Genomic DNA, 20144 nt, shown 5'->3' with positions numbered 1-20144 from the left:
GACAGATGACCTTAAGCGTTGCGCTCGGCCCTGACACCCAGGAGAGCATCCAGACCGGAACGGCGGTGTCCACCGACGCCCTGACCGCCCCGGACGTCCCTTGGAACCTAGTCATCTGGAATGACCCCGTCAATCTCATGAGCTACGTCAGCTACGTCTTCCAGAGCTACTTCGGCTACTCGGAGACCAAGGCCAACAAGCTGATGCTCGAGGTGCACAGGAAGGGCCGGTCCATCGTTGCCCACGGCAGCAAGGAACAGGTGGAGCAGCACGCGGTCGCGATGCACGGGTTCGGCCTGTGGGCCACCGTGGAGAAGGCCACCGGCGGAGACAGCGGGGGCGGCAAAAGCGGCGGCCCGGGCAAGGGCAAGGGAAAACGTGGCTAAGGCTTTCAAATACGGACTCAAGGGCATCACCGGTTTCCTGGAACCGGCCGAAAGGGAGCTGCTGCGCAGCCTGTTCGCCGACGTCATCTCCATGCTGGAGCCGGCCGACCGAGGCTCCGAGGATCCGCTCGCCGCGATGATCGGACTGGACATGGAGGTCCGGGAACCGTCGGACCGTGCCCTTCGCCGGCTGCTGCCCAACGCAGTGAAGGACGACGCCGCGGCCGCCCTTGAGTTCCGCCAGCTCACCGAACGCTCGCTGCGGGAAAGCAAGATCGGCGCGCTGCGCGCCGCCGCGCTCGGCCTGGACAAGGACGAGCTCCTCCTGACCCCGTCGGATGCACGGCACTGGTCCACGGCGCTCAACGATGTGCGGCTGGTGCTCGCCGAGCGGCTCGACATCCGGGACGAGGCGGACGCCGACCACGTCCACCAGATGCAGGACTGGTCCCAGGCCGAGGACGTGGAAAGCTACCTTGCCCTCGTCTACAACTTCACCACGTGGCTGCAGGAGTCGCTTGTGCAGGCGATGCTGCAGTCGCTGGACGCGCGGCCCTGAGCGGTTCCGCCCACTGCGCTCCGGCTCCACGGGCTTCCGGCGGCGGGGATTCCGGCCGCCGGATGTGACAAATTCGACATGAGTCGCTGGCCACAAGTGATGGCCGCACCTCACGGGAAGACCTATCCTCAAATAATCATGACTTCAGCATCGAGCATGGATCCGGCAGCAGGAGCTGCAGCGGAGTCCGCACCGGCCGACGGCGTTAATGTGGGATCGCTGCCGATCGGCGTCTTCGACTCCGGGGTCGGCGGCCTCACGGTGGCGCGGTCGATCATCGACCAGCTGCCGAACGAATCCATCCTCTACGTCGGCGACACCGCCCACGGCCCGTACGGGCCGCTGCCCATCGCGGAGGTGCGCGCCAACGCCCTCGGCGTCATGGACGAACTCGTGGACTCCGGCGTCAAGCTGCTCACCATCGCCTGCAACTCGGCGTCGGCCGCGGTGCTCCGGGACGCCCGCGAACGATACACGGCGCGTTACGGCATTCCCGTCATCGAAGTGATCCAGCCGGCCGTGCGCCGCGCCGTCGCGGCGACCCGCACCGGCAGGGTAGGCGTGATCGGCACCTCCGCCACCGTGGGATCCCGGGCCTACGAGGACACGTTCGCCGCGGCGCCCGACCTGCACATCACGTCCGTGGCCTGTCCGGCGTTCGTGCCGTATGTGGAGGCCGGAATCACCACGGGGCCGGAACTGCTTGACATCGCCCGCGAATACCTGCAGCCGCTGAAAGCAGCGGGCGTGGACACCGTGGTGCTGGGCTGCACGCACTATCCGCTACTGACCGGTGTGATCTCCTACGTCATGGGCGAGGACGTCACGCTGGTCTCCAGTGCCGAGGAAACCGCCAAGGACGTCTACCGTGCCCTGGCCAGCAACGGCCTCGAACGGACGGACCCAGCACCGCCGGAGCACAGCTTCATCGCCACCGGGGACCCGGGCCAGTTCGAAGCCCTGGCCCGCAGGTTCCTCGGGCCCGAGGTGCTCAGCGTCAAGCACGTGGACCACGTTGCGGCGCAGTACCCCACGGGCAGCCTGGCACGGATCACCCCTGAAATGATTGCCGCCGCGCGGAACGCGGCAGCACGCCCGCGCATCTCCAACTTCGTCGGGCAGGCCGCCGGCAGCGGAGCAGCGCCCGGGGGGTTTTTCCTGTGAAGCTCACCATCGTCGGCTGCACCGGCTCATTCCCCGGCCCCGGATCACCCGCCTCCTGCTATCTGCTGACCGCCAACGACGGCGAACGGGTCTGGAAGGTGGTCATGGACCTCGGCAGCGGGGCCCTGGGCGCCATCCAGCGGTACACCGACCTCGAGGACATCGACGCGATTTTCCTCACGCATCTGCACCCCGACCACTGCATGGACCTGTGCGGCCTGCACGTGGCGGTGCGCTGGAAGCCGGGTGGCTGGGACCGGGGAAGGATCCCCGTCTGGGGCCCCGCCGCCACCGCCGACAGGATGGCAACCGCCTACGGGCTGGACCTTGATCCGGGGATGCACGAGGAGTTCGACTTCACTAACTGGACCGAGCGCCAGGCCGTCTCCGTCGGCCCTTTCACGGTGACGCCGTTCGCCGTGAACCACCCCGTCGAGGAGGCCTACGCGCTGCGCGTGGAGGTGGCCGAGCCGGATGCCGCCGGGAATGCCGTGACCCGCGTGCTGACCTATTCGGGCGACACCGATTCGTGCCGCGGGCTGGAAGAGGCGGCCAAGGACGCCGACCTCTTCCTCTGCGAGGCGGCCTTCGAGGAAGGCCGCGACGACGGCATCAAGGACGTCCATCTGACCGGCAAGCGGGCCGGGGAGGCAGCCACCGCCGCCGGTGCCCGCCGCCTCCTCCTCACCCATATTCCGGTGTGGACGTCACAGACCAAGGTCATGGCCGAGGCGCGTCCCGCGTTTGCCGGTGACGTGGCCGTGGCCGTGGCGGGCGTGCACTACACCGTCTGACCCGGCAGAGTCTGATGTGGCACTGACTGATGTGGCGCCGACCTGACGTGGCACCGTCCCGCCTGCGGCCTCGATAAGCTAAAGGCATGACTTCCGAAGCAACCACTGCCCCCGTCATCCGTGCCGACGGCCGCACCCCGGACCAGCTCCGGCCCATCAGCATCACCCGCGGCTGGTCCAAGCAGGCCGAAGGGTCGGCCCTCATCGAGTTCGGCAACACCCGGGTCCTGTGCACCGCTTCCCTCACCGAAGGCGTTCCGCGCTGGCTCAAGGGGGAGGGCCGTGGCTGGGTGACCGCCGAATACGCCATGCTCCCGCGTGCCACGAACACCCGGTCCGACCGCGAGTCCGTCAAGGGGAAGATCGGCGGCCGCACGCACGAGATCTCCCGCCTGATCGGGCGCTCGCTGCGTTCGATCATAGACACCAAGGCCTTGGGCGAGAACACCATCGTGCTGGACTGCGATGTCCTGCAGGCCGACGGCGGCACCCGGACGGCCGCCATCACCGGCGCCTACGTTGCGCTCGCCGAGGCCATCCGCTTTGCCCGCGAGAACAAGATGATCGCGCGCAACGCCCAGCCCCTGATCGACACCATTGCCGCTGTGTCCGTGGGGATCATCGACGGTATCCCCATGCTGGACCTGCCCTACATTGAGGACGTGCGGGCCGAAACCGACATGAACGTCGTGGTGACCGGCTCCGGCAAGTTCGTGGAGGTCCAGGGCACGGCCGAAGGCGCACCCTTTGACCGCGACGAACTCAACAAGCTGCTGGACCTGGCCCTGCTGGGGACGGAGCAGCTGGCGGCCATCCAGCGCGAGACGCTGGCCGAAGCGCCGTGAGCGGGAACAACGCTGTGAGCGGCGGACCGGCACCCCGGCTGGTGCTGGCGACACGCAACGCCGGCAAACTGCGTGAGCTGCGTGAGCTGCTGCGCGGGCAGATCCCGGGGCTCGACGTCGACACGCAGGTGGTGGACGCGGCCGCCGTCGGAGCCCCCGACGTCGCCGAAACCGGGGTGACCTTTGCCGAAAACTCGCTGCTGAAGGCGCGGGCGGTGGCCGAGGCCACCGGGCTGGTGGCCATCGCCGATGACTCCGGGCTGTCCGTGGACGTCCTCGGCGGCGCGCCGGGGATATTCTCCGCGCGCTGGGCCGGCCGCCACGGTGACGACGACGCCAACCTGCATCTGTTGCTGGCCCAGCTGGCGGACGTGCCGGACGGCCACCGCGGCGCCGCCTTCGTGTGCGCGGCGGCCCTTGCCATGCCGGCGTCGGCATCCGGGGACGGGGCCCGCGAAGTGGTGGAGTACGGGCAGCTTGCCGGCACGCTGCTGCGTGAACCGCGGGGCGAAGGCGGGTTCGGCTACGACCCCGTCCTGGAGCCCCTGGGCCTGGACCGCAGCTGTGCTGAGCTCAGCCCCGAGGAGAAAAACGCCATCAGCCACCGCGGCCTGGCGTTCCGTGCGCTGCTTCCCTCGATTGTTGAGGCCCTGCGGTAGTTTCCGCAGACAGTTAGTAGCCGCAGACAGGCGCCGGCTGCGGACAGCCGATAGCCACAAACAGGAAAGGCACCTCAGTTCTGAGGTGCCTTTCCGCTATGGGGGTGTCTGTCTCCGTGGTGACGCCCGCCGGTCAGTCGAGGTTTGTTTTGCGCTCAGCCTCGGGCTCGTGCTCCTCGATGAACTCCTCCACCGGATCTGTCCCGAAGGCCGCGGCCTCGCGCTTGGCGGCCATGCCGCGGAGGACTTCAACCCCCACCGGGATCACCGAGAGGAGGACGATGACGATGAAGATGATGTCGAGGTTGTCCCGCACCCACGGGACCCTGTCGCCCAGCAGATAGCCGAGAAGCGTCACACCGCCGCCCCACAGGACAGCGCCGATGACGTTGAACAGGAAGAACTTCCGCTTGTCCATCGCGGCGACGCCCACGATGACGGGAACGAACGTGCGGATGATGGGTACAAAGCGTGCAAGGATCAGGGCCTTGCCGCCGTGCTTTTCGAAGAACTTGTGCGCACTTTCGACATTCTCATGCTTGAAAAGCCTTGAGTCGGGCTTGTTGAAGATGGCAGGGCCGGCCTTGGACCCGATGAGATAGCCGGTCTGGTTGCCGATGATGGCGGACACGATGATCAGCGCGGCAAAGAGCCAGATGTTGAATTTGATCGTGTCCGTGGCCACGAGCAGGCCCGCCGTAAACAGCATGGAATCGCCGGGCAGGAAGAATCCGATCAGCAGCCCGGTTTCGGCGAAGATGATCCCGCAGACCAGCAGGACAACCCACGGGGCAAGGGCCGGGTCGGCGAGGAAGACCTGGGGGTTGAGCCAATCGGGCAGGAATGATGCCAGATGCGGCTGGACGGGGCCGGCGCCACCCAGCGCGGGCACGGCAAAGTCGCTCAATGCATTAAAGTTCACGTTTCAAGGGTACTTGACGGGTTCCGCGCCACCGCCGGGCTACAGTTGTCCCCGTGGGTTTGGACTTTACGGCGATCGACTTCGAGACTGCCAACGGCTTCCGCGGTTCGCCGTGCGCCGTTGGCCTCACCAAGGTCCGTGGCGGCGTCATCGTCGAGGAGGCCTCGTGGCTGATGCGGCCGCCGGAAAACCACGACACCTTTGACTACCACAACGTCCGCGTCCACGGCATCAAGCCCGAACAGGTGGCAGGCAGGCCCCGTTTCGGGGAGCTCTTCCCGGAGATCGGCGCGTTCATCGGCGGCGACATCCTTGCGGCGCACAACGCGGCCTTCGACCTCGGAGTGATCCGCTCCGGGCTTGAGGTCTCCGGGCTTCCCGGCCCCGCCTACGACTACGTGTGCACTGTGATGCTGTCCCGGCGCTGCTACTCCCTGGTTTCCAATTCCCTGCCCTTCGCCGCCGAGGAGGCGGGCGTGCCCCTCGTGAACCACCACGACGCGGCCGAGGACGCCCGGGCATGCGCCGGCATCCTCATCGACATCGCGGGGCGCAACCGGGCCAACAGCATCGCCGAGCTCTACCTTTCGCTGGGGCTGTCCATACCGCAGCAGCCGGCGTTCGACCCTTCCAGCGGTGGGCTGTCCAAAGCGACCGCCGCAGCACTCGCCGCAGCGTCCAGCGGCAGTGCGGCCCGGCCGTTCCGCAGCAGGTGGCCCGAGGAAGGGCCCAACCCTGAGCCCAATCCCGACGCCGAACCCGGGAATCCGCTGTTCGGCCAGACCGTCGTGTTCACCGGCTCACTCGCGATGCCGCGGCCGGAAGCGAAGAGGCGGTCCGCAGAACTGGGGGCGCGCCCCGAAAGCCGGGTCACGGCGCGGACCAGCGTCCTGGTGGTGGGGGACGGCTTCGTGGCCGGCGACCTGCGTTCCGGCCGGCTCACCGGCAAGGCAAAACGTGTCCTGGAGCTGCACGACCGCGGCCAGGCCATCGAGGTGATTTCCGAGGGGGAGTTCCTGCAGATGGTCGGCGGCGTGCCGGTACACGTGGCGCAATAAAGCTTCCCCCGCCGCCGTCCCTCTCCTAGCCTTGCTGCATGGCCAAACCACGCAAGCTGGACGAACCGCGCAGACCGGGCGGACTGGGTGCTGCGTTCGCCTTTCCCAACCCGGTCAATGAATACGCAGCCCGCATCACCGCCGGGCTGGTGGTCCTGCTGGCCGTCACGACCCTGCTCACCGGATTCGGCTGGGGACTCGGGGCCATCGCGTTGGGCTTCTGGCTCCGGGTGCTGTTCGGACCGAGGATTTCCCCACTGGCCCTGCTTTCGGTCAGGGTCCTCGCCCCGCGGCTGGGACGGGTCAAGCTGGTGCCCGGGCCGCCCAAGCGTTTCGCCCAGGGCATCGGCGCCGCAATGTCCACGGCGGCCGCCCTCCTGCTGGCCGCCGGCCTGGCGCCCGCCGCGTGGCTCTTGCTGGCCGTGCTGATCGTTGCCGCCTCGCTGGAGTCCTTCGCCGGGTTCTGCCTCGGCTGTGCCATTTTCGGCCTGCTGCAGCGCCGCGGCTTCATCCCCGAGAATATCTGCGAGGCCTGCAACAACATTCCGCTCAGGCAGATGTGACGGAAACCAGCTGCCCGGCCATGCCACGGATCACCTCGGGGGCCTCGAGTGCCTCCAGCCAGTCCGCGGGCAGGCACGCCGTGCCGTAATACGCGCCCAGGATGTTGCCCGCGATGGACCCCGTGGAATCGCTGTCGCCGCTGTGGTTGATGGCCACGGCGATGGCGGCCTTGAAATGGGCCACCGGATCAGGCGCGCCATCTCCCCCTGGCGCAATGGCAGTGGCCAGCACCGCATAGAGCCCGACGGCGAGAGCCTCCTCTGCCACCCAGCCCTCACCGAGTTCACGGACCAGTTCCTCAGGGCTGAGCACCGTGCCGGGTCCGGCTTGGCCGGAGAGCCGGATTGCGGCCTCCAGCCGCTCGCGGAGTTCGGGCGCCGCCTCGTCATCGGCCAGCACACGGGCCAGCGCAGCCTGCGCTGCTTCGGCGAGGCCGCTGCCCTGCACCAACGAATAGATGAGCAGGCTGAAAACGCCCGCGCTCTGCCTGGCGGAGGGATGTCCGTGGGTGAGCGAGGCCGCATCGGCGCTCAACTTGTACACGGCCTCCGCCGGGATGTGCGGAACCAGTCCGAATGGCGCCGAGCGCATCACGGTTCCGCAGCCCTTCGAATCAGGGTTGACCGGGCGGAAGAGCGTTCCCATTTCGCCGGTGGCCAGCCCGCTCAGGCACGCATTGCCGGGAGCCCGCCGGTGCCGCAGCACGTCCTGTGCGTCAATCCAGCGGGGCTGGGGCCGCGGCGCCGATTCGGGGACCGGAACGCCCTGTGTGTCGAGCCATCGCAGGTATGCAAGCCATACGCAGGCGTTGGCATCGGCGCCGACACCCGAGTTGGCCCATTCCAGCGCCTCGACGATACCGTCGACCGTGTACAGCGTCATCTGGGTGTCGTCCGAGAAGTGGGTCCCGCCGTCGAGCGCGGAGAAATCCCGGAGACCGGCGGCGCCGAAACGGCGCCGGATCTCCTCTATCGGATCGAACTCGACGACGTAGCCGAGCGAGTCTCCCAGGGCGCCGCCGAGCAGGCAGCCGTGGATACGGGACTCGGGGGACGGCGCTGTGCCGGGAAAAACACTGGTGCCGGGATCATTGCTCATGCAGGCAAATTTACCTGCCCGCCGGCTTTGCCCCGACTCTGTGATTTCAGTCGCGCTAAACCGGGACCCTTGCTGTGACATTCCACTCTGCGTGCCGGGTGTCCGGCCACCGGACGATAAGCTCGGATTCAGCAACCGTCCAGACTTTGCTGCCAGACTGCTGGGGCCGGCTCCCGAAGCGAGCGGCATTCCCCGCTGACCGAAACAAAGGAATCCCCTGCCATGAGCACCCCTGTGTCCGTCCCCCCGACCGAAAACCGGAGGCCTTCTGCCGGTGACGACGGATTCCGGCCGGGACTCCTGTCCAGGCTCGGAGCGGAGGCGTTCGGGACGCTCTTTCTGGTGGTCGCCGGGCTGGGCGTGCCCCTCTTCACCCTCCCGCAGTCCAACCCGCTGCCCGGCGCCCTCGCCGGAGGCCTTGCCGTGACAGCGGCGATGCTGGCCTTTGCGTACATCTCGGGCGGGCACTTCAACCCGGCCATCACCCTGGGCAACCTGGTGGCGGGCCGCATCGGCATCGCTGCCGCAGCGGCCTACGTCGGCGCGCAGCTGGTCGGCGCAGCGGCGGGCGCGCTCGCCCTGTTTGGCATCCTCCGCACAGTGCCCAACATCGCCGACGCCCGCACCGCGTTCGATACCGTCACCGCCGGATTCGGCGAGCACTCCGTGATCCAGACGTCGATGGCCGGCGTGCTGCTCGCCGAGGTGCTGGGATCAGCCATCCTGGTCGCCGTGTTCCTTGGCATGACGGCCCGCCGCAACAACAACGCGGCCGCAGCCCCCTTCGCCGTCGGGCTTGCATTTGCCGTACTCCTGCAGCTGGGCCAGGCCGTGGGCAACGCGCCCTTCAACCCGGCCCGCGCCACCGCTTCTGCGCTTTTCAGCAGCAGCTGGGCGCTGGGGCAGCTGTGGCTGTTCTGGGTGGCCCCGATCGTCGGTGCCGGTATTGCCGGCCTTGTTTTCCGGGGGTTTGCCGACGCCCGGGACCCGAGGGCCGCTACCGCCGCGGATGCGGACCCCGCCGCCGTCGAGGCGGATCATGGGTCTGACCTCACGGACGACTTCGACGACGACCCGGACGAGCAGCCCGCGGCCGCACCGGCTGATGCCGGCAGCGACGAGGCGCGCGACTTCTTCGACGGGCCGCGCAGCAAGGAGTCCTGACGCGCCGAAGCGCGGGGTCGGCTATTTTGTCAGTGCCCGCGTCTAGCTTATGAATATGCGGTTATTGCACACATCCGACTGGCATCTGGGCCGGTCTTTCCACGGCGTCGGCATGCTGGACGCCCAGCGCGCCTTTGTCGACCAGCTGGTTGTCCGGGTCAGGGAACTCTCCGTCGACGTCGTGCTGATCGCCGGCGACGTCTACGACAGGGCACTGCCCGGCGTCGATGTCGTCAACCTCCTGGATGACGCCCTGGTCCGGCTGACCGGGGCTGGCGCCCAGGTGGTGCTGACCAGCGGAAACCACGACTCCGCCATCCGGCTGGGCTTCGCTTCCCGGCTTCTGGAGAAGGGCGGCGTTCATCTGCGCACCCGCCTCCAGGAGCTGGACGTCCCCGTGATTCTGCCGCTCCGCGGGGCAAGGACTGACCAGCACGGCGAGGATGGCCCGGTACTGGCGATCTACGGCATCCCCTGGCTCGAACCCCGGCTGGTGGCCGAGCAGCTGGGGGTGGACACTGCGAGCCACTTCGAAGTCACGCGTGCCGCCACGGAACGCATCAGGGCCGACGTCGCCGCGCGGGCCGAGTCCCGGACGGTCCATTCGGTTGTGCTGGCACATACCTTCGCCAGCGGGGGCATCAGCTCGGACAGCGAACGCGACCTGAGCATCGGGGGAGTGGGGGCCGTGCCGCTGGACCTGTTCGACGGCTTCAGCTACACGGCCCTCGGCCACCTGCACGGCCGGCAGTCCCTGTCCATGCAGGTGCGGTACTCGGGTTCGCCGCTGGCTTACTCCTTCTCGGAAGCGAAGCACCAGAAGGGCGGCTGGCTCGTGGACGTCGACGAGTCCGGGGTCACCGCCGTCGAGGAGATCCTCTGGGACGCCCCGCGGAAACTTGCCGTCCTCCGGGGGACGCTCGACGGGCTGCTGGAGTCATCTGAGCACGCCTGGGCTGAGCAAGCGTACTGCCAGGTGACGCTGACGGACGCCCAGCGGCCGGCCCAGGCCATGGAGCGGCTCCGTGCCAGGTTTCCGGACACGCTCGTTCTGGGTTTCGAGCCGGAAGGGGCACCCGTCGCCTCCGGCGCGAGCTACAGCAGCCGGCTGGCGAAGGCAGAGGATGACCTTGCCGTGTGCTGCGGTTTCCTGGAACACGTCCGCGGCCGGGAACCGGACACCGCGGAACAGGCCGCCCTCACCGCAGCTTTGGAGAACGTGCGTCTGCAGGAGGCATCACTGTGAGGATCCACCGTCTGGAAATCGCCGCGTTCGGGCCGTTTGCCGGAACCGAGGAAATCGATTTTGACCGGCTGAGCGCCCACGGGCTGTTCCTGCTCAACGGCCCCACCGGCGCCGGCAAGACCAGCGTGCTGGACGCCATCTGCTATGCCCTCTACGGGTCCGTTCCCGGGGCGCGGCAGGACGGCAAGCGGCTGCGCAGCGACCATGCGGACCTGGCCGCCGAACCCCGCGTGACCTGCGAATTTACAGCCCGGGGCAGGCGTTTTGAGGTTTCCCGGACGCCGGCCTGGGACAAGCCCAGCGCCCGCGGCCGGAACGGGTTCACCACGCAGCAGGCCAAGACCCTCCTGCGCGAACGTGTGGCAGGCGCGTGGGTGGAAAAGTCCGGCCGGAACGACGAAGCCGGGGCGGAAATCACCGCGCTCCTTGGCATGGACCGGGAGCAGTTCACCCGCGTGGTGCTGCTTCCCCAGGGGGACTTCGCCGCGTTCCTCCGGTCCAAGGCTTCTGACCGCCTCGAACTGCTGCAGAAGCTCTTCGGAACCGAACGTTTCGAGGCAGTGGAGCGGGAACTCGCGGTGCAGGCCGCCGGGGCAGAGCGGGAAGTAGCCGACCTTGAGGGCAGGCTGGGCCTGCTGGTGGCGAGGGCCAAGACGGAGGCCACGGCTCTCGACGTCGATCCCGACGCAGCACCGGAATCGGCCGCCGGTCCCGGCCTCCTGTCGTGGCTGGAGGCTGCAGCCCTGGAGCGTGCCGCGGCACTGGACGGGGTTGCAGAATCCTGCGAGGCGCAGCGCCGCGGGTGCGCGGAGCGGCTCGAGGCGGAGCTGGCAAGGGAAGGGCGGCGCGTGAAGCTTGCTGCAGCCCTGCGCCGGCGCGCAGACGCCGAGGCCGCCGCCCCAGGACTGGCCAGCGCGGGGGCAGCGCTTGACCTGCACCGGAAAGCCGAGCTCCTCGGCGGCCAGCTGAAGGCCGTGACTGCCGCCGAGTCTTTGTTTGCCCGGGCGGAGGGGGCCATGCACCTCGCCTCTGCTGGCGTGCGGGAGGCCGCGGGCCACAGTTCCGAGCTGGCCAGTATGGAACACGGCGCTGCCGTGGAACATGCTGTCGTCGACGTGGCCGCGGAGCTTTCACGCCTGCGGGCACTTGCCGCCGTCATCGGCGAACGGCTTGCCGATGAGGACCGGCTGGGTGGTCTGCAGGCACGGGCGGCAGGGCTAGCGCAGCGGCGGCAGGAACTCATCCGTGCCGGCGATGACCACGCCGTCCGGCTGCTTTCCCTCCGCACCGAGATGGAGCAGCTGCGGGCTGCCCTGCAGCCGCTGGAGCAGCTGGCAGGGGAATCCGTGCTGCGCACCAAGGAGGCGGCAGCCGCCGACGAGCTGGTGGACGTTGTTCGGCGCCATGGAATTGCTGCGGCAGGGTGCGCCGCCGTCACCGAGCGGCACCTCAAAGGCAGGGAACACCACCAGGAACTGCGCCGGCAATGGCTGGACGTCCGCGAGGAACGCCTGTCCAATGCGGCGGCCGAACTGGCGTCGCGCCTGGCAGACGGGGCGCCCTGTCCCGTCTGCGGCAGCCCGGAGCACCCCGAGCCGGTTCCCGCCGGGGACTCCGTCCTGGGGCTCGCCGAGAAAGAGGAACGAGCCAAGGAGCGGAGTGAGGCGGCCGAGAGGGCGCTGTCTGCACTGGAAACCGAGCTCTCGGAGGCCAGGCAGCTGCTAGCCGTTCTCGCCAGCCAGGGCGGCGACACCGATCCCGCCGAAGCGGAGGAAGCCGCCCAGGCCGCCAGGGAAACAGCTGCCGAGGCGGCCGCGGCCGTAGCCGACCTTGCGGCCAGCAGGAGCCGGCAGGAGGAACTGGCCGAACGCATCGACGCCACGGAGCAGGTGCGCGTGGACATGCTGTCGCAGTTGGCGCAGACGGAATCCGCCCTGACCGAGATCGAAGGGCAGTCCGCCGCCCTGGAATCGTCGCTCGAAGACCTTCGTGCCGGCCACGCCAGCCTCGGTCTGCGCAGCGACGCCATCGGCCAGGTGGTCAGCATTCTCGAACAGGCCGACGCCGCCCAGTCGCAGCTGGACCAGGCTGCGGCCCGCCTGGTTGAGGCACGGAGCGAGCTGGACCGCGCCCTTCCCGAGGCCGGATTCGGATCGGACGCCGAGGCCCGCCAGGCCCTGCTGCCCGGGGCGGAGGCGGCGAGGCTGGAGTCGGCTGTCAAGGCCGGGCGGGACGAGGAGGTACGGCTGGAGGAACTGTTCGCCAGCGAAGAGCTCGTTGCCGCAGCACAGGAACAGGCAGCCAGGGAACACCACAACGGCTCCGCGGCTGCCGCAGCGGACCTGGACCTGCTGCGCACCGAAGCCGAGCAGGCCGCCCTGGCAGCAAAGGACGTCGAATTGGCGGCGGGCATGGCGCGGCAGGCTGCCAGAACAATGGGACGCCTCCGCGTGGAGTATGAGGAACTCGCCGAATCCGGCCGGGCGCCCCGGGAACGCGCTGAAGTCCTGAAAGGCCTCGCCGAAGCAGCCCGCGGCTCCGGCGACAACAGCTACCGCATGAGCCTGAACGCGTACGTCCTTGCGGCACGGCTCGAGCAGGTTGCCATTGCCGCATCGGAAAGGCTCGTCGCCATGAGCGACGGCCGCTACACGCTGCAGCACTCGGACGCGAGGGCAGCCCGGAACGCCAAATCCGGGCTGGGGCTGGAAGTCGTGGACGAGTGGACCGGGCGCCGCCGCGACACCTCGACGCTCTCCGGCGGGGAATCCTTCATGGCCTCGCTGTCGCTTGCCCTGGGACTCGCGGACGTGGTGCAGCAGGAGGCCGGCGGTGTAGACATAGAAACGCTGTTCGTCGACGAGGGCTTCGGCAGCCTCGACGAGCAGGCACTTGAGCAGGTCATGGACGCACTGGAGGGCCTCCGCGACGGCGGCCGCGTGGTCGGCCTGGTGAGCCACGTCGCGGAGATGAAGCAGCGCATCGGCAGCCAGCTCCAGGTGGTGAAGCAGCGCAACGGCTCCACGGTCCACATCGTTGATGCACCCGTGACGGTCTGAACAGGGAGCATCCCGCCGACAGGACTTCCGGGTCCGGCCTTCCGTGTCCACTATCATGGGATTGTTACCGGGTTCGGCGCATCGGGAGGAGGGACGATGCGCACGACTGAACGAGCCCGCATACATGAGCACTTCAACGGCGCCCCAACCACCCGCCGACCCCCGTCCCATCGACCCGGCCGCCAACACCAAGGCGCCCACGCCGCGGTTCGGCGGCCGTTTCGCGCGCCTGCCCGCGCTGGCGGGCAGGGGATTCCTGCCTGTGGGCCTGTTGGCCCGCCTGCCCCTCGCGATGCTGACGCTGGGAACCCTGACCCTTGCCACGTCCGTCACCGGCTCGTATGCCGTTGGCGGAGCCGCTGCCGGTGCCGTCGGTATCGGCTCGGCCGTCGGCGCGCCGATCCTCGGCTGGCTGGCCGACCGGCTCGGCCAGCGCCCGGTACTGCTGATCTCGGCCGTCCTGAACGTTGCGGCCGTGCTGGCCGTCATCGCCACCGCATATTTGATTCCCGGGGTGCACGACGTCGGCGCCGCGTGGAGCGTCATCGCAGCCGCGTTGGCGGCGGGCCTCAGCTGCCCCCAGGTGGGCCCGCTGGCCCGCGTCCGGTGGATGGCCCTCACAGCCGAACGCCGGCGGGCAGGGGACAGCACCGATCTGGACGTCGCGCTGTCCTATGAGAGCACGGCCGACGAACTGACCTTCGTACTCGGTCCGGCCCTCGTGGGCGTCCTGGCCAGCCTCGTCGCACCATGGCTGCCGCTTGCCCTGGCCGCGGCGCTCACGCTCACGTGCGTTCCGGCCTTCGCCGTCCACCGTACCCACACGGCTGTTCCGCGGCGGCCCGCCGTCGGTACCCGAGCGGGCGCTGGCAGTACGGGCACAGGAAAGACGGGCCGCGGGAGTGCTGAAACCCGGCCCGGCAGCCGGATTGCCGGCCCAAGCCGGGTGGCACTTCCGGTCCTGGCCATGGTCTGCATGGGCACGTTCTTCGGCTCCACACAGGCAGCATTGAGCGCGTTTGCCGCGGGCTTCGCAACATCGGAGGCGGCCGGACTCCTGTACGCCGTCATGGGCATCAGCTCGGCCGCGGCCGCGATCTCGGTGGCCTACTGGCCGTCCGGCTTCCCGGTGACCGCGCGCTGGGTGACCGGGGCGGCAGCCATGGCCGGGTTGTCGGCCCTGCTGTTCCTTCCAACCGACGGCTGGCGCATGGTGCTGGTACTGCTCGCACTGGGCCTGCCGGTGGGGCCGGTCATGGTCACGGTCTTTGCCATCGGCGGGCTCGTGGCACCGGCGGGCCGGCTGGCCACCGTGATGACGGCGCTCGCCAGCGGCATCGTCGCGGGCACCGCCCTTGGTTCGTCCATCGGCGGCCAGCTGGCACAGGAAGGGGGCCACCACGCCGCCTTCCTCGTCTCGGCAGCCGCCGCGGCGGCGCTGTTCGCTCTCGGAGCGGCGGCCGCCGTCGTCGTCCGTTCCCGGAAGCGGTCAGCTCAGGCGAGCTGACCTTCGATCCGGGCCGCGCTGGCGGTCAGGGCCGCGGCCACCTCGGACGGATCCTGCGAGGAGCGGATGTAGACGACGGCGACCGCCGCCGGTCGTCCGCCGGGCACCCGGACCGGTGCGGCAAGCGAGGAAACCCCGGCGATAACCTCGTCATGGCTTGCCGCGTATCCGCGCTTGCGCGCCTCGGCAGCTTCGGGGCGGTAAGGCACAGCGGGAGCCAGCTGGCTCCACTCATGCTCCGTCAGGGCGGACTGGATGGCGATGCCGGGTGCACCAGAGCTGATCGGATGGCGTGACCCCGGATGCTGGACCACTGTCGCGGCCGAATGCCGGGGTTCCACGGACACCAGCGTCACGCAGTCCTGGTGGTCCCACACGGCCACGAAAGCCGTCATGTTGAGTGTATTGGCCAGCTGGGTCAGTTCCGGAAGGGCAGCGGTCTGCAGGTTCCGCGAAACGCCGCGCGCCAGCACCGCGAGGCCGGGGCCGGGCTGGACCCGGCCGGCGTCGTCGCGTACCAGCAGGGAATGGTCCTCGAGGGTCCGCAGAATCCGGTAGGCGACGGAGCGGTGGACGCCCATGGCCTCCGAAAGCTCGGCAATGGTCAGCGGGCGGTCGGCTTCGGCAAGGATTTCCAATGCGCGGATTCCCCGGGAGAGGGTCTGCGACGGGGAGGCCTGGGCAGGCGCAACCTGCGCTGCGGCACCGGCGTTGGGAGTCATGCTGTCCATCCTAGGCAGATAAGCGGGGCGGGTAGCGGCAAGGGCTTGTGTGGCCCGTCACGTTGGGCTACCGTTCCATATAGGAATTGCCTGTTCAACTATAGAACAGTCTATCTACGGAACAGTTTAGAGCGACTGCGGCACGGTGCGCCAGAGACAGGAAACGCGCAGCCAGAGGATCAATGAAGATGGCCAATCCAGCAGCGGGCCCCGGTATTCCGGGCAGGACCTCGGTGCCGCGAGACCACCGCTTCCGCGGCAGCCTGGGCCGGTTCGCCACCGGTGTCGCCATCGTCACTTTCGATGGCGCCACCAAGCGGCACGGCATCACCGTCAATTCCTTCACGTCTGTCTCCATGGACCCGCCCCTGGTTCTCGCCAGCATCGCCCGCACCGCCAAGGCCCACGACGAGCTGGCCGGCAGGCCCTTCACCGTCAATATCCTGGGGGCGGAGCAGCGGCAGCTGGCCATGCACTTTGCGGGGCGTTCGGGTCCGGAACCCAAATGGGTGGAAGGGGCGACGGCGCCCCGGCTCTCCGGCGTTCTCGCCTATTTCGAGTGCCGGCCCTGGGCGGCCTACGACGGCGGCGACCACACCCTCTATCTCGGTGAGGTGGTGGACTTCGACCACCGCAGCGGCGATGCACTGGCGTTCGCCAACAGCGCCTTCACCACCATCCCGGAGAGCCAGCTGGGGATAGAGGACCTGCTGTAGGCGGCACTTTTTCACCACCAAGGGACAGTTCAACGACGAATGGAGGCAGCCATGGGCATCAGAACCGGCCAGCAGTACCTGGACAAACTCAATGCGATGACCCCGCACATCGTGATCGACGGTGAAGTGGTCAGCGAAAAAGTTGCCGAGCACCCTTCCTTCCGCAGCGTTGCCCGGCAGTACGCAAAGCTGTTCGACATGCAGCACGATCCCCGGCACCAGGGGGCGCTGACCTATGCCTCGCCGACCACGGGGGACCTCGTCAACGCGTCCTTCCTGGTGCCCCGGACCATCGGGGACCTGCAGCACCGGCGCCAGGCGACCTCCACGTGGGCGGAGGCGACCAACGGATTCCTCGGCCGCACGGGTGACTACATGAACTCCGCGCTCACCGCCCTGGGCACGGCCGGGAAGTGGTTCGCCCAGGCGGATCCCAAGTTTGCCGAGAACATCGGCAACTACTACGAGTGGGCCCGCGAAAACGACATGCTGGCAACCCATACGCTGATCCCGCCGCAGGTGAACCGGTCGGTGTCCGGTTCGGAGCAGCTGGGCGGACAGCTTACGGCCCATATCGTGGAGGAGCGCGACGACGGCATCGTGGTCCGCGGCGCGCGCATGCTCGCCACGATCGCACCCATCGCCGATGAGCTGCTGGTCTTCCCGTCCACGGTGCTGCGCGGCACTCCGGAGGATGCCCCTTATTCCTTCGCCTTCGCCATTCCCAATGACACGCCGGGGCTCCGGTACCTTTGCAGGACCTCGCTGTACAACGGCGGCAGCATCCACGATGAACCGCTGGCGTCCCGCTATGAGGAAATGGACGCGGTGGCCGTCTTTGACGACGTCTTTGTTCCCAGCGACCGCATCTTCATGCTCGGCAATCCGCAGCTCTGCAACTCGTTCTACGCCGAGACCGGTGCCGGTGCCCTCATGACCCACCAGGTGGTCACCCGGACCATCGCCAAGAGCGAGTTCTTCCTCGGCCTGGCCTCCGAACTCGCCGATTCGATCGGCATCGACGGATTCCAACACATCCAGGAGGACATCGCCGAACTGATCATCGACGTCGAAATCGGCAAGGCGCTGGTCCGCGCGTCGGAGGCCGACGCCGAGCTCAACGAGGCCGGCATGATACTGCCCAAGTGGACCACCCTCAACGCCGCCCGCAACTGGTATCCGAAGGTGGCACAGCGCTTCCCGCAGATTATCCGGAAGTTCTCCGCGTCGGGGCTGATGGCCCTGCCCGGCGAAGCGGACGTCAACAGTGATGCCAGGGCGGACATCGACCTGTACCTGCAGGGGAAGACGCTGACCGGGCCCGAGCGGGTCCGGCTGTTCAAGCTTGCGTTCGACGCCTCGATCTCGGGTTTCTCCGGCCGGCAGTCCCTCTACGAGTACTTCTTCTTCGGGGATCCGGTCCGGATGGCCGGGGCACTCGTCAACACCTACGACCGCGAACCGGCCAGGGCGCGGCTGCGGGAGTTCCTGCACAGGTCCGACTGAAATGGTGCGCCAGATCACACTTTCGTAGTATCCTTCACACTAACTGACCGTTCGATCAGTAAATCGGACAGCCCTTCACCACCTCCGGCAGTATCACTGCCCCCAGCCACGGAGTTTCAATGACCGCAACTTCACCCGTAGATTCAGAGGCAGGACCGAGCAGCAAGCGCGAGGAACGCAAAGTCCTTGCCGGCACGCTGGTGGGCACCACCATCGAGTGGTACGACTTCTTCATCTTTGCCCAGCTGACGGCAACGCTGCTGTCCCCGCTGTTTTTGGCCCCGCTGAACGAATCCAACCCGGGCCTGGCGCAGATTCTCTCCTTCGCACTGATCGGCATCAGCTTCCTCTTCCGCCCGCTCGGCGCCATCGTTGCCGGACACCTGGGTGACCGCCTTGGCCGCAAGGCCATGCTGGTGTTCACCCTCATCATGATGGGTGCCGCAACCGCGCTGATCGGCATGCTCCCCACGTACGGCCAGATCGGCGCCTGGGCTCCGATCCTGCTCATCCTCCTCCGCGTGCTGCAGGGCTTCTCCGCCGGCGGCGAATGGGGCGGCGCGGCCCTGATGGCAGTGGAACACGCCCCGAAGAGCAAGCGCGGCCTGTTCGGTGCGTACCCGCAAATCGGCGTTCCGGTGGGCATGATTTTGGCCACCGGGCTGCTGTTCTTCCTCACCTCCGGGATGCCGAAGGAAGACTTCGCCGCCTGGGGCTGGCGGGTTCCGTTCCTGCTCTCCATCGTCCTGATCGTGGTGGGCTACGTGATCCGGCGGGCAGTCGGCGAAAGCCCCGTCTTCAAGGAAATGGCTGCGCGAAAGGAAGAAAGCAAAGCCCCGCTCGGTGAACTCATCCGGAGCCACAAGAAGGCCGTCCTCTACTCGACCATGATCTTCATCGGCAACAACGCCGCCGGCTACCTCCTGATTGCCTTCTTCATTGCCTATGCCACCAGGACGCTGAAGATGCCCACGCCGCAGATCCTGCTGGCCACCACCCTGGCATCCTTTGGCTGGCTGATCTTCACCCTGGTGGGCGGCTGGCTCTCGGACCGGATCGGCCGGGTCAAGACCTTCCTGACCGGCTACGCGATCATCTTCGCGTGGATGATCCCCATGTTCGCCCTCATCGACACAAAGAACATCTGGCTCTATGGCGTGGCGCTGTTCGTCCTCACGGTGGGCCTGGGCCTGTCCTACGGCCCCATGTCCGCCATGTACGCGGAGATGTTCCCGGCCAACGTCCGGTACTCGGGCATCTCGATCGGTTACGCCTTCGGTGCCATTCTGGGCGGTGCGTTCGCCGCCACCATCGCCGAGTCACTCCTGCAGAGCACCAAATGGACGGGCTCCATCGGCATCTACATCATGATTCTGTGCGTTATCTCGGGCATCGGCGTGATCCTGGCCAAGGAGACGAGGGGCCGGCCGCTCGGCGTCAGCCGGCACTGACTCTGCCGTCAGTCGGCACTAGATGCGGGCCCCGTGCAGCAGGGCAATGGCGTCCTCATCGCTCAGCTGATCAAAGTGCCGGTAAAAGGCTCCCACGGCCCGGAATCTTCCTGGCAGGTGGAGGCACAGGACGTTGCAGACCCGGGACAGTGACTTCTCTGCCTCGAGCGAGCCGACCGGCGCTGCGGCCACTACCGCTGCAGCGCCGGCCATCCGGACCGCCTCGACCGCTGCCCGCATGGTGGCCCCCGTCGCCAGGCCGTCGTCCACGAGCAGGGCCGTCTTGCCATGCACATCGGGGTCCACTGCCGGATAGCTGTCGGCGCGGCGCATCAGTTCGGAGCGCTCCCGGTGCTCGACTTGGTCGAGCCACTGCTGCCGTACGCCGTCGTCAAGAAGCCGCTCCACGAGCGGCCTGTTGAGAAGGCGGACGATCCGTCCGCCTGAGTAGGCGAGCGCGCCGAATGCGGTCTCGTCATGGCCCGGGATGCCAAGCTTGCGGACCAGCAGGGCCCCGAAGGGAAGGTGGAGGACCTCGGCTGTGGCGGCGGCCACCGGGATACCGCCCCTGGCCAGGCCCAGCACCAGGGTGTCCGGGCGCTCGCGGAATTGCGGAAGGGCGGCCGCAAGTTGCCGTCCTGCATCTTCCCGGTCTTCAAAAACCATGGCCATGGGTTCCTCTTCCGGTGTTTCCGCCCCCAAGGTCCAGCCTACGCCCGTGGGC

At 68.0% G+C, this 20144-nt stretch carries 19 protein-coding genes; 15 read left to right on the top strand and 4 right to left on the bottom strand.

What is annotated here, in order from left to right:
- Positions 1-5: 5 nt before the first annotated feature.
- The 6 genes from clpS (at position 6) to rdgB (ending at position 4407) form a co-directional block, all read left to right on the top strand.
- Positions 6-386, top strand: coding sequence for an ATP-dependent Clp protease adapter ClpS (clpS, locus tag ABRP34_RS05540; protein ID WP_307103739.1), 381 nt, complete (start codon positions 6-8; stop codon positions 384-386).
- Positions 379-945: a DUF2017 domain-containing protein gene (locus ABRP34_RS05535; RefSeq protein ID WP_003805879.1), complete on the top strand. Its 567-nt coding sequence runs from the start codon at positions 379-381 to the stop codon at positions 943-945. Before clpS ends, ABRP34_RS05535 begins: the two co-directional genes overlap by 8 nt.
- 156 nt (positions 946-1101) lie before the next feature.
- Positions 1102-2109: a glutamate racemase gene (gene murI / locus ABRP34_RS05530; protein ID WP_353712529.1), complete on the top strand. Its 1008-nt coding sequence runs from the start codon at positions 1102-1104 to the stop codon at positions 2107-2109.
- A complete protein-coding gene (locus ABRP34_RS05525) occupies positions 2106-2903 on the top strand; it encodes an MBL fold metallo-hydrolase (protein ID WP_353712528.1) in 798 nt (265 codons plus the stop codon). Before murI ends, ABRP34_RS05525 begins: the two co-directional genes overlap by 4 nt.
- An 86-nt stretch (positions 2904-2989) precedes the next feature.
- Positions 2990-3748, top strand: a complete 759-nt coding sequence (gene rph / locus ABRP34_RS05520) for a ribonuclease PH (protein WP_003805875.1) — start codon at positions 2990-2992, stop codon at positions 3746-3748.
- Positions 3745-4407 (top strand): RdgB/HAM1 family non-canonical purine NTP pyrophosphatase, encoded by a 663-nt coding sequence (gene rdgB / locus ABRP34_RS05515; RefSeq protein ID WP_353712527.1) that lies wholly within the window; start codon positions 3745-3747, stop codon positions 4405-4407. Before rph ends, rdgB begins: the two co-directional genes overlap by 4 nt.
- A gap of 133 nt (positions 4408-4540) precedes the next feature.
- Here rdgB and ABRP34_RS05510 read toward each other — a convergent pair whose 3' ends face one another.
- On the bottom strand, positions 4541-5314 hold the full coding sequence (locus ABRP34_RS05510; RefSeq protein WP_043419955.1) for a VTT domain-containing protein: 774 nt from the start codon (positions 5312-5314) through the stop codon (positions 4541-4543).
- A gap of 68 nt (positions 5315-5382) precedes the next feature.
- Here ABRP34_RS05510 and ABRP34_RS05505 point away from each other — a divergent pair, with 68 nt between their 5' ends.
- Positions 5383-6387 (top strand): exonuclease domain-containing protein, encoded by a 1005-nt coding sequence (locus tag ABRP34_RS05505; RefSeq protein ID WP_353712526.1) that lies wholly within the window; start codon positions 5383-5385, stop codon positions 6385-6387.
- Between the two features lie 38 nt (positions 6388-6425).
- Entirely contained in the window at positions 6426-6950 is a 525-nt protein-coding gene (locus ABRP34_RS05500) for a DUF4395 domain-containing protein (protein WP_353712525.1), read from the top strand.
- Here the strand turns inward: ABRP34_RS05500 and ABRP34_RS05495 are convergent.
- Entirely contained in the window at positions 6937-8049 is a 1113-nt protein-coding gene (locus tag ABRP34_RS05495; RefSeq protein ID WP_353712524.1) for an ADP-ribosylglycohydrolase family protein, read from the bottom strand. The genes ABRP34_RS05500 and ABRP34_RS05495 overlap by 14 nt on opposite strands.
- Before the next feature lie 222 nt (positions 8050-8271).
- On the opposite strand from ABRP34_RS05495, the gene ABRP34_RS05490 reads away from it, so the two are divergent.
- The 4 genes from ABRP34_RS05490 (at position 8272) to ABRP34_RS05475 (ending at position 15025) form a co-directional block, all read left to right on the top strand.
- A complete protein-coding gene (locus ABRP34_RS05490) occupies positions 8272-9213 on the top strand; it encodes an aquaporin (RefSeq protein ID WP_353712523.1) in 942 nt (313 codons plus the stop codon).
- Between the two features lie 55 nt (positions 9214-9268).
- Positions 9269-10459: an exonuclease SbcCD subunit D gene (locus ABRP34_RS05485; protein ID WP_353712522.1), complete on the top strand. Its 1191-nt coding sequence runs from the start codon at positions 9269-9271 to the stop codon at positions 10457-10459.
- A complete protein-coding gene (locus tag ABRP34_RS05480) occupies positions 10456-13518 on the top strand; it encodes an SMC family ATPase (protein WP_353712521.1) in 3063 nt (1020 codons plus the stop codon). Before ABRP34_RS05485 ends, ABRP34_RS05480 begins: the two co-directional genes overlap by 4 nt.
- Before the next feature lie 124 nt (positions 13519-13642).
- Positions 13643-15025, top strand: a complete 1383-nt coding sequence (locus tag ABRP34_RS05475) for an MFS transporter (protein WP_353712520.1) — start codon at positions 13643-13645, stop codon at positions 15023-15025.
- On the opposite strand, the gene ABRP34_RS05470 is transcribed toward ABRP34_RS05475, so the two are convergent.
- A complete protein-coding gene (locus ABRP34_RS05470) occupies positions 15013-15747 on the bottom strand; it encodes an IclR family transcriptional regulator (protein ID WP_353712519.1) in 735 nt (244 codons plus the stop codon). The genes ABRP34_RS05475 and ABRP34_RS05470 overlap by 13 nt on opposite strands.
- 188 nt (positions 15748-15935) lie before the next feature.
- Between ABRP34_RS05470 and ABRP34_RS05465 the strand changes: the two genes are divergently transcribed.
- From ABRP34_RS05465 to ABRP34_RS05455, 3 genes are all read left to right on the top strand, one after another.
- Entirely contained in the window at positions 15936-16463 is a 528-nt protein-coding gene (locus ABRP34_RS05465; protein ID WP_353712518.1) for a flavin reductase family protein, read from the top strand.
- A 51-nt stretch (positions 16464-16514) separates the two neighbouring features.
- A complete protein-coding gene (hpaB, locus tag ABRP34_RS05460) occupies positions 16515-17969 on the top strand; it encodes a 4-hydroxyphenylacetate 3-monooxygenase, oxygenase component (RefSeq protein ID WP_353712517.1) in 1455 nt (484 codons plus the stop codon).
- 119 nt (positions 17970-18088) lie between these two features.
- Positions 18089-19420, top strand: a complete 1332-nt coding sequence (locus ABRP34_RS05455; RefSeq protein WP_003805861.1) for an MFS transporter — start codon at positions 18089-18091, stop codon at positions 19418-19420.
- Positions 19421-19438: 18 nt separating this feature from the next.
- On the opposite strand, the gene ABRP34_RS05450 is transcribed toward ABRP34_RS05455, so the two are convergent.
- Positions 19439-20092, bottom strand: a complete 654-nt coding sequence (locus tag ABRP34_RS05450) for a phosphoribosyltransferase family protein (RefSeq protein ID WP_003805860.1) — start codon at positions 20090-20092, stop codon at positions 19439-19441.
- Positions 20093-20144: the final 52 nt, after the last annotated feature.

Origin of the sequence: Arthrobacter sp. K5 (assembly GCF_040448525.1) — a bacterium.
Lineage (GTDB): Bacteria > Actinomycetota > Actinomycetes > Actinomycetales > Micrococcaceae > Arthrobacter > Arthrobacter globiformis.
The sequence above is the reverse complement of the archived record's forward strand: the minus strand, read 5'-3'. Positions and strand labels throughout refer to the sequence as shown.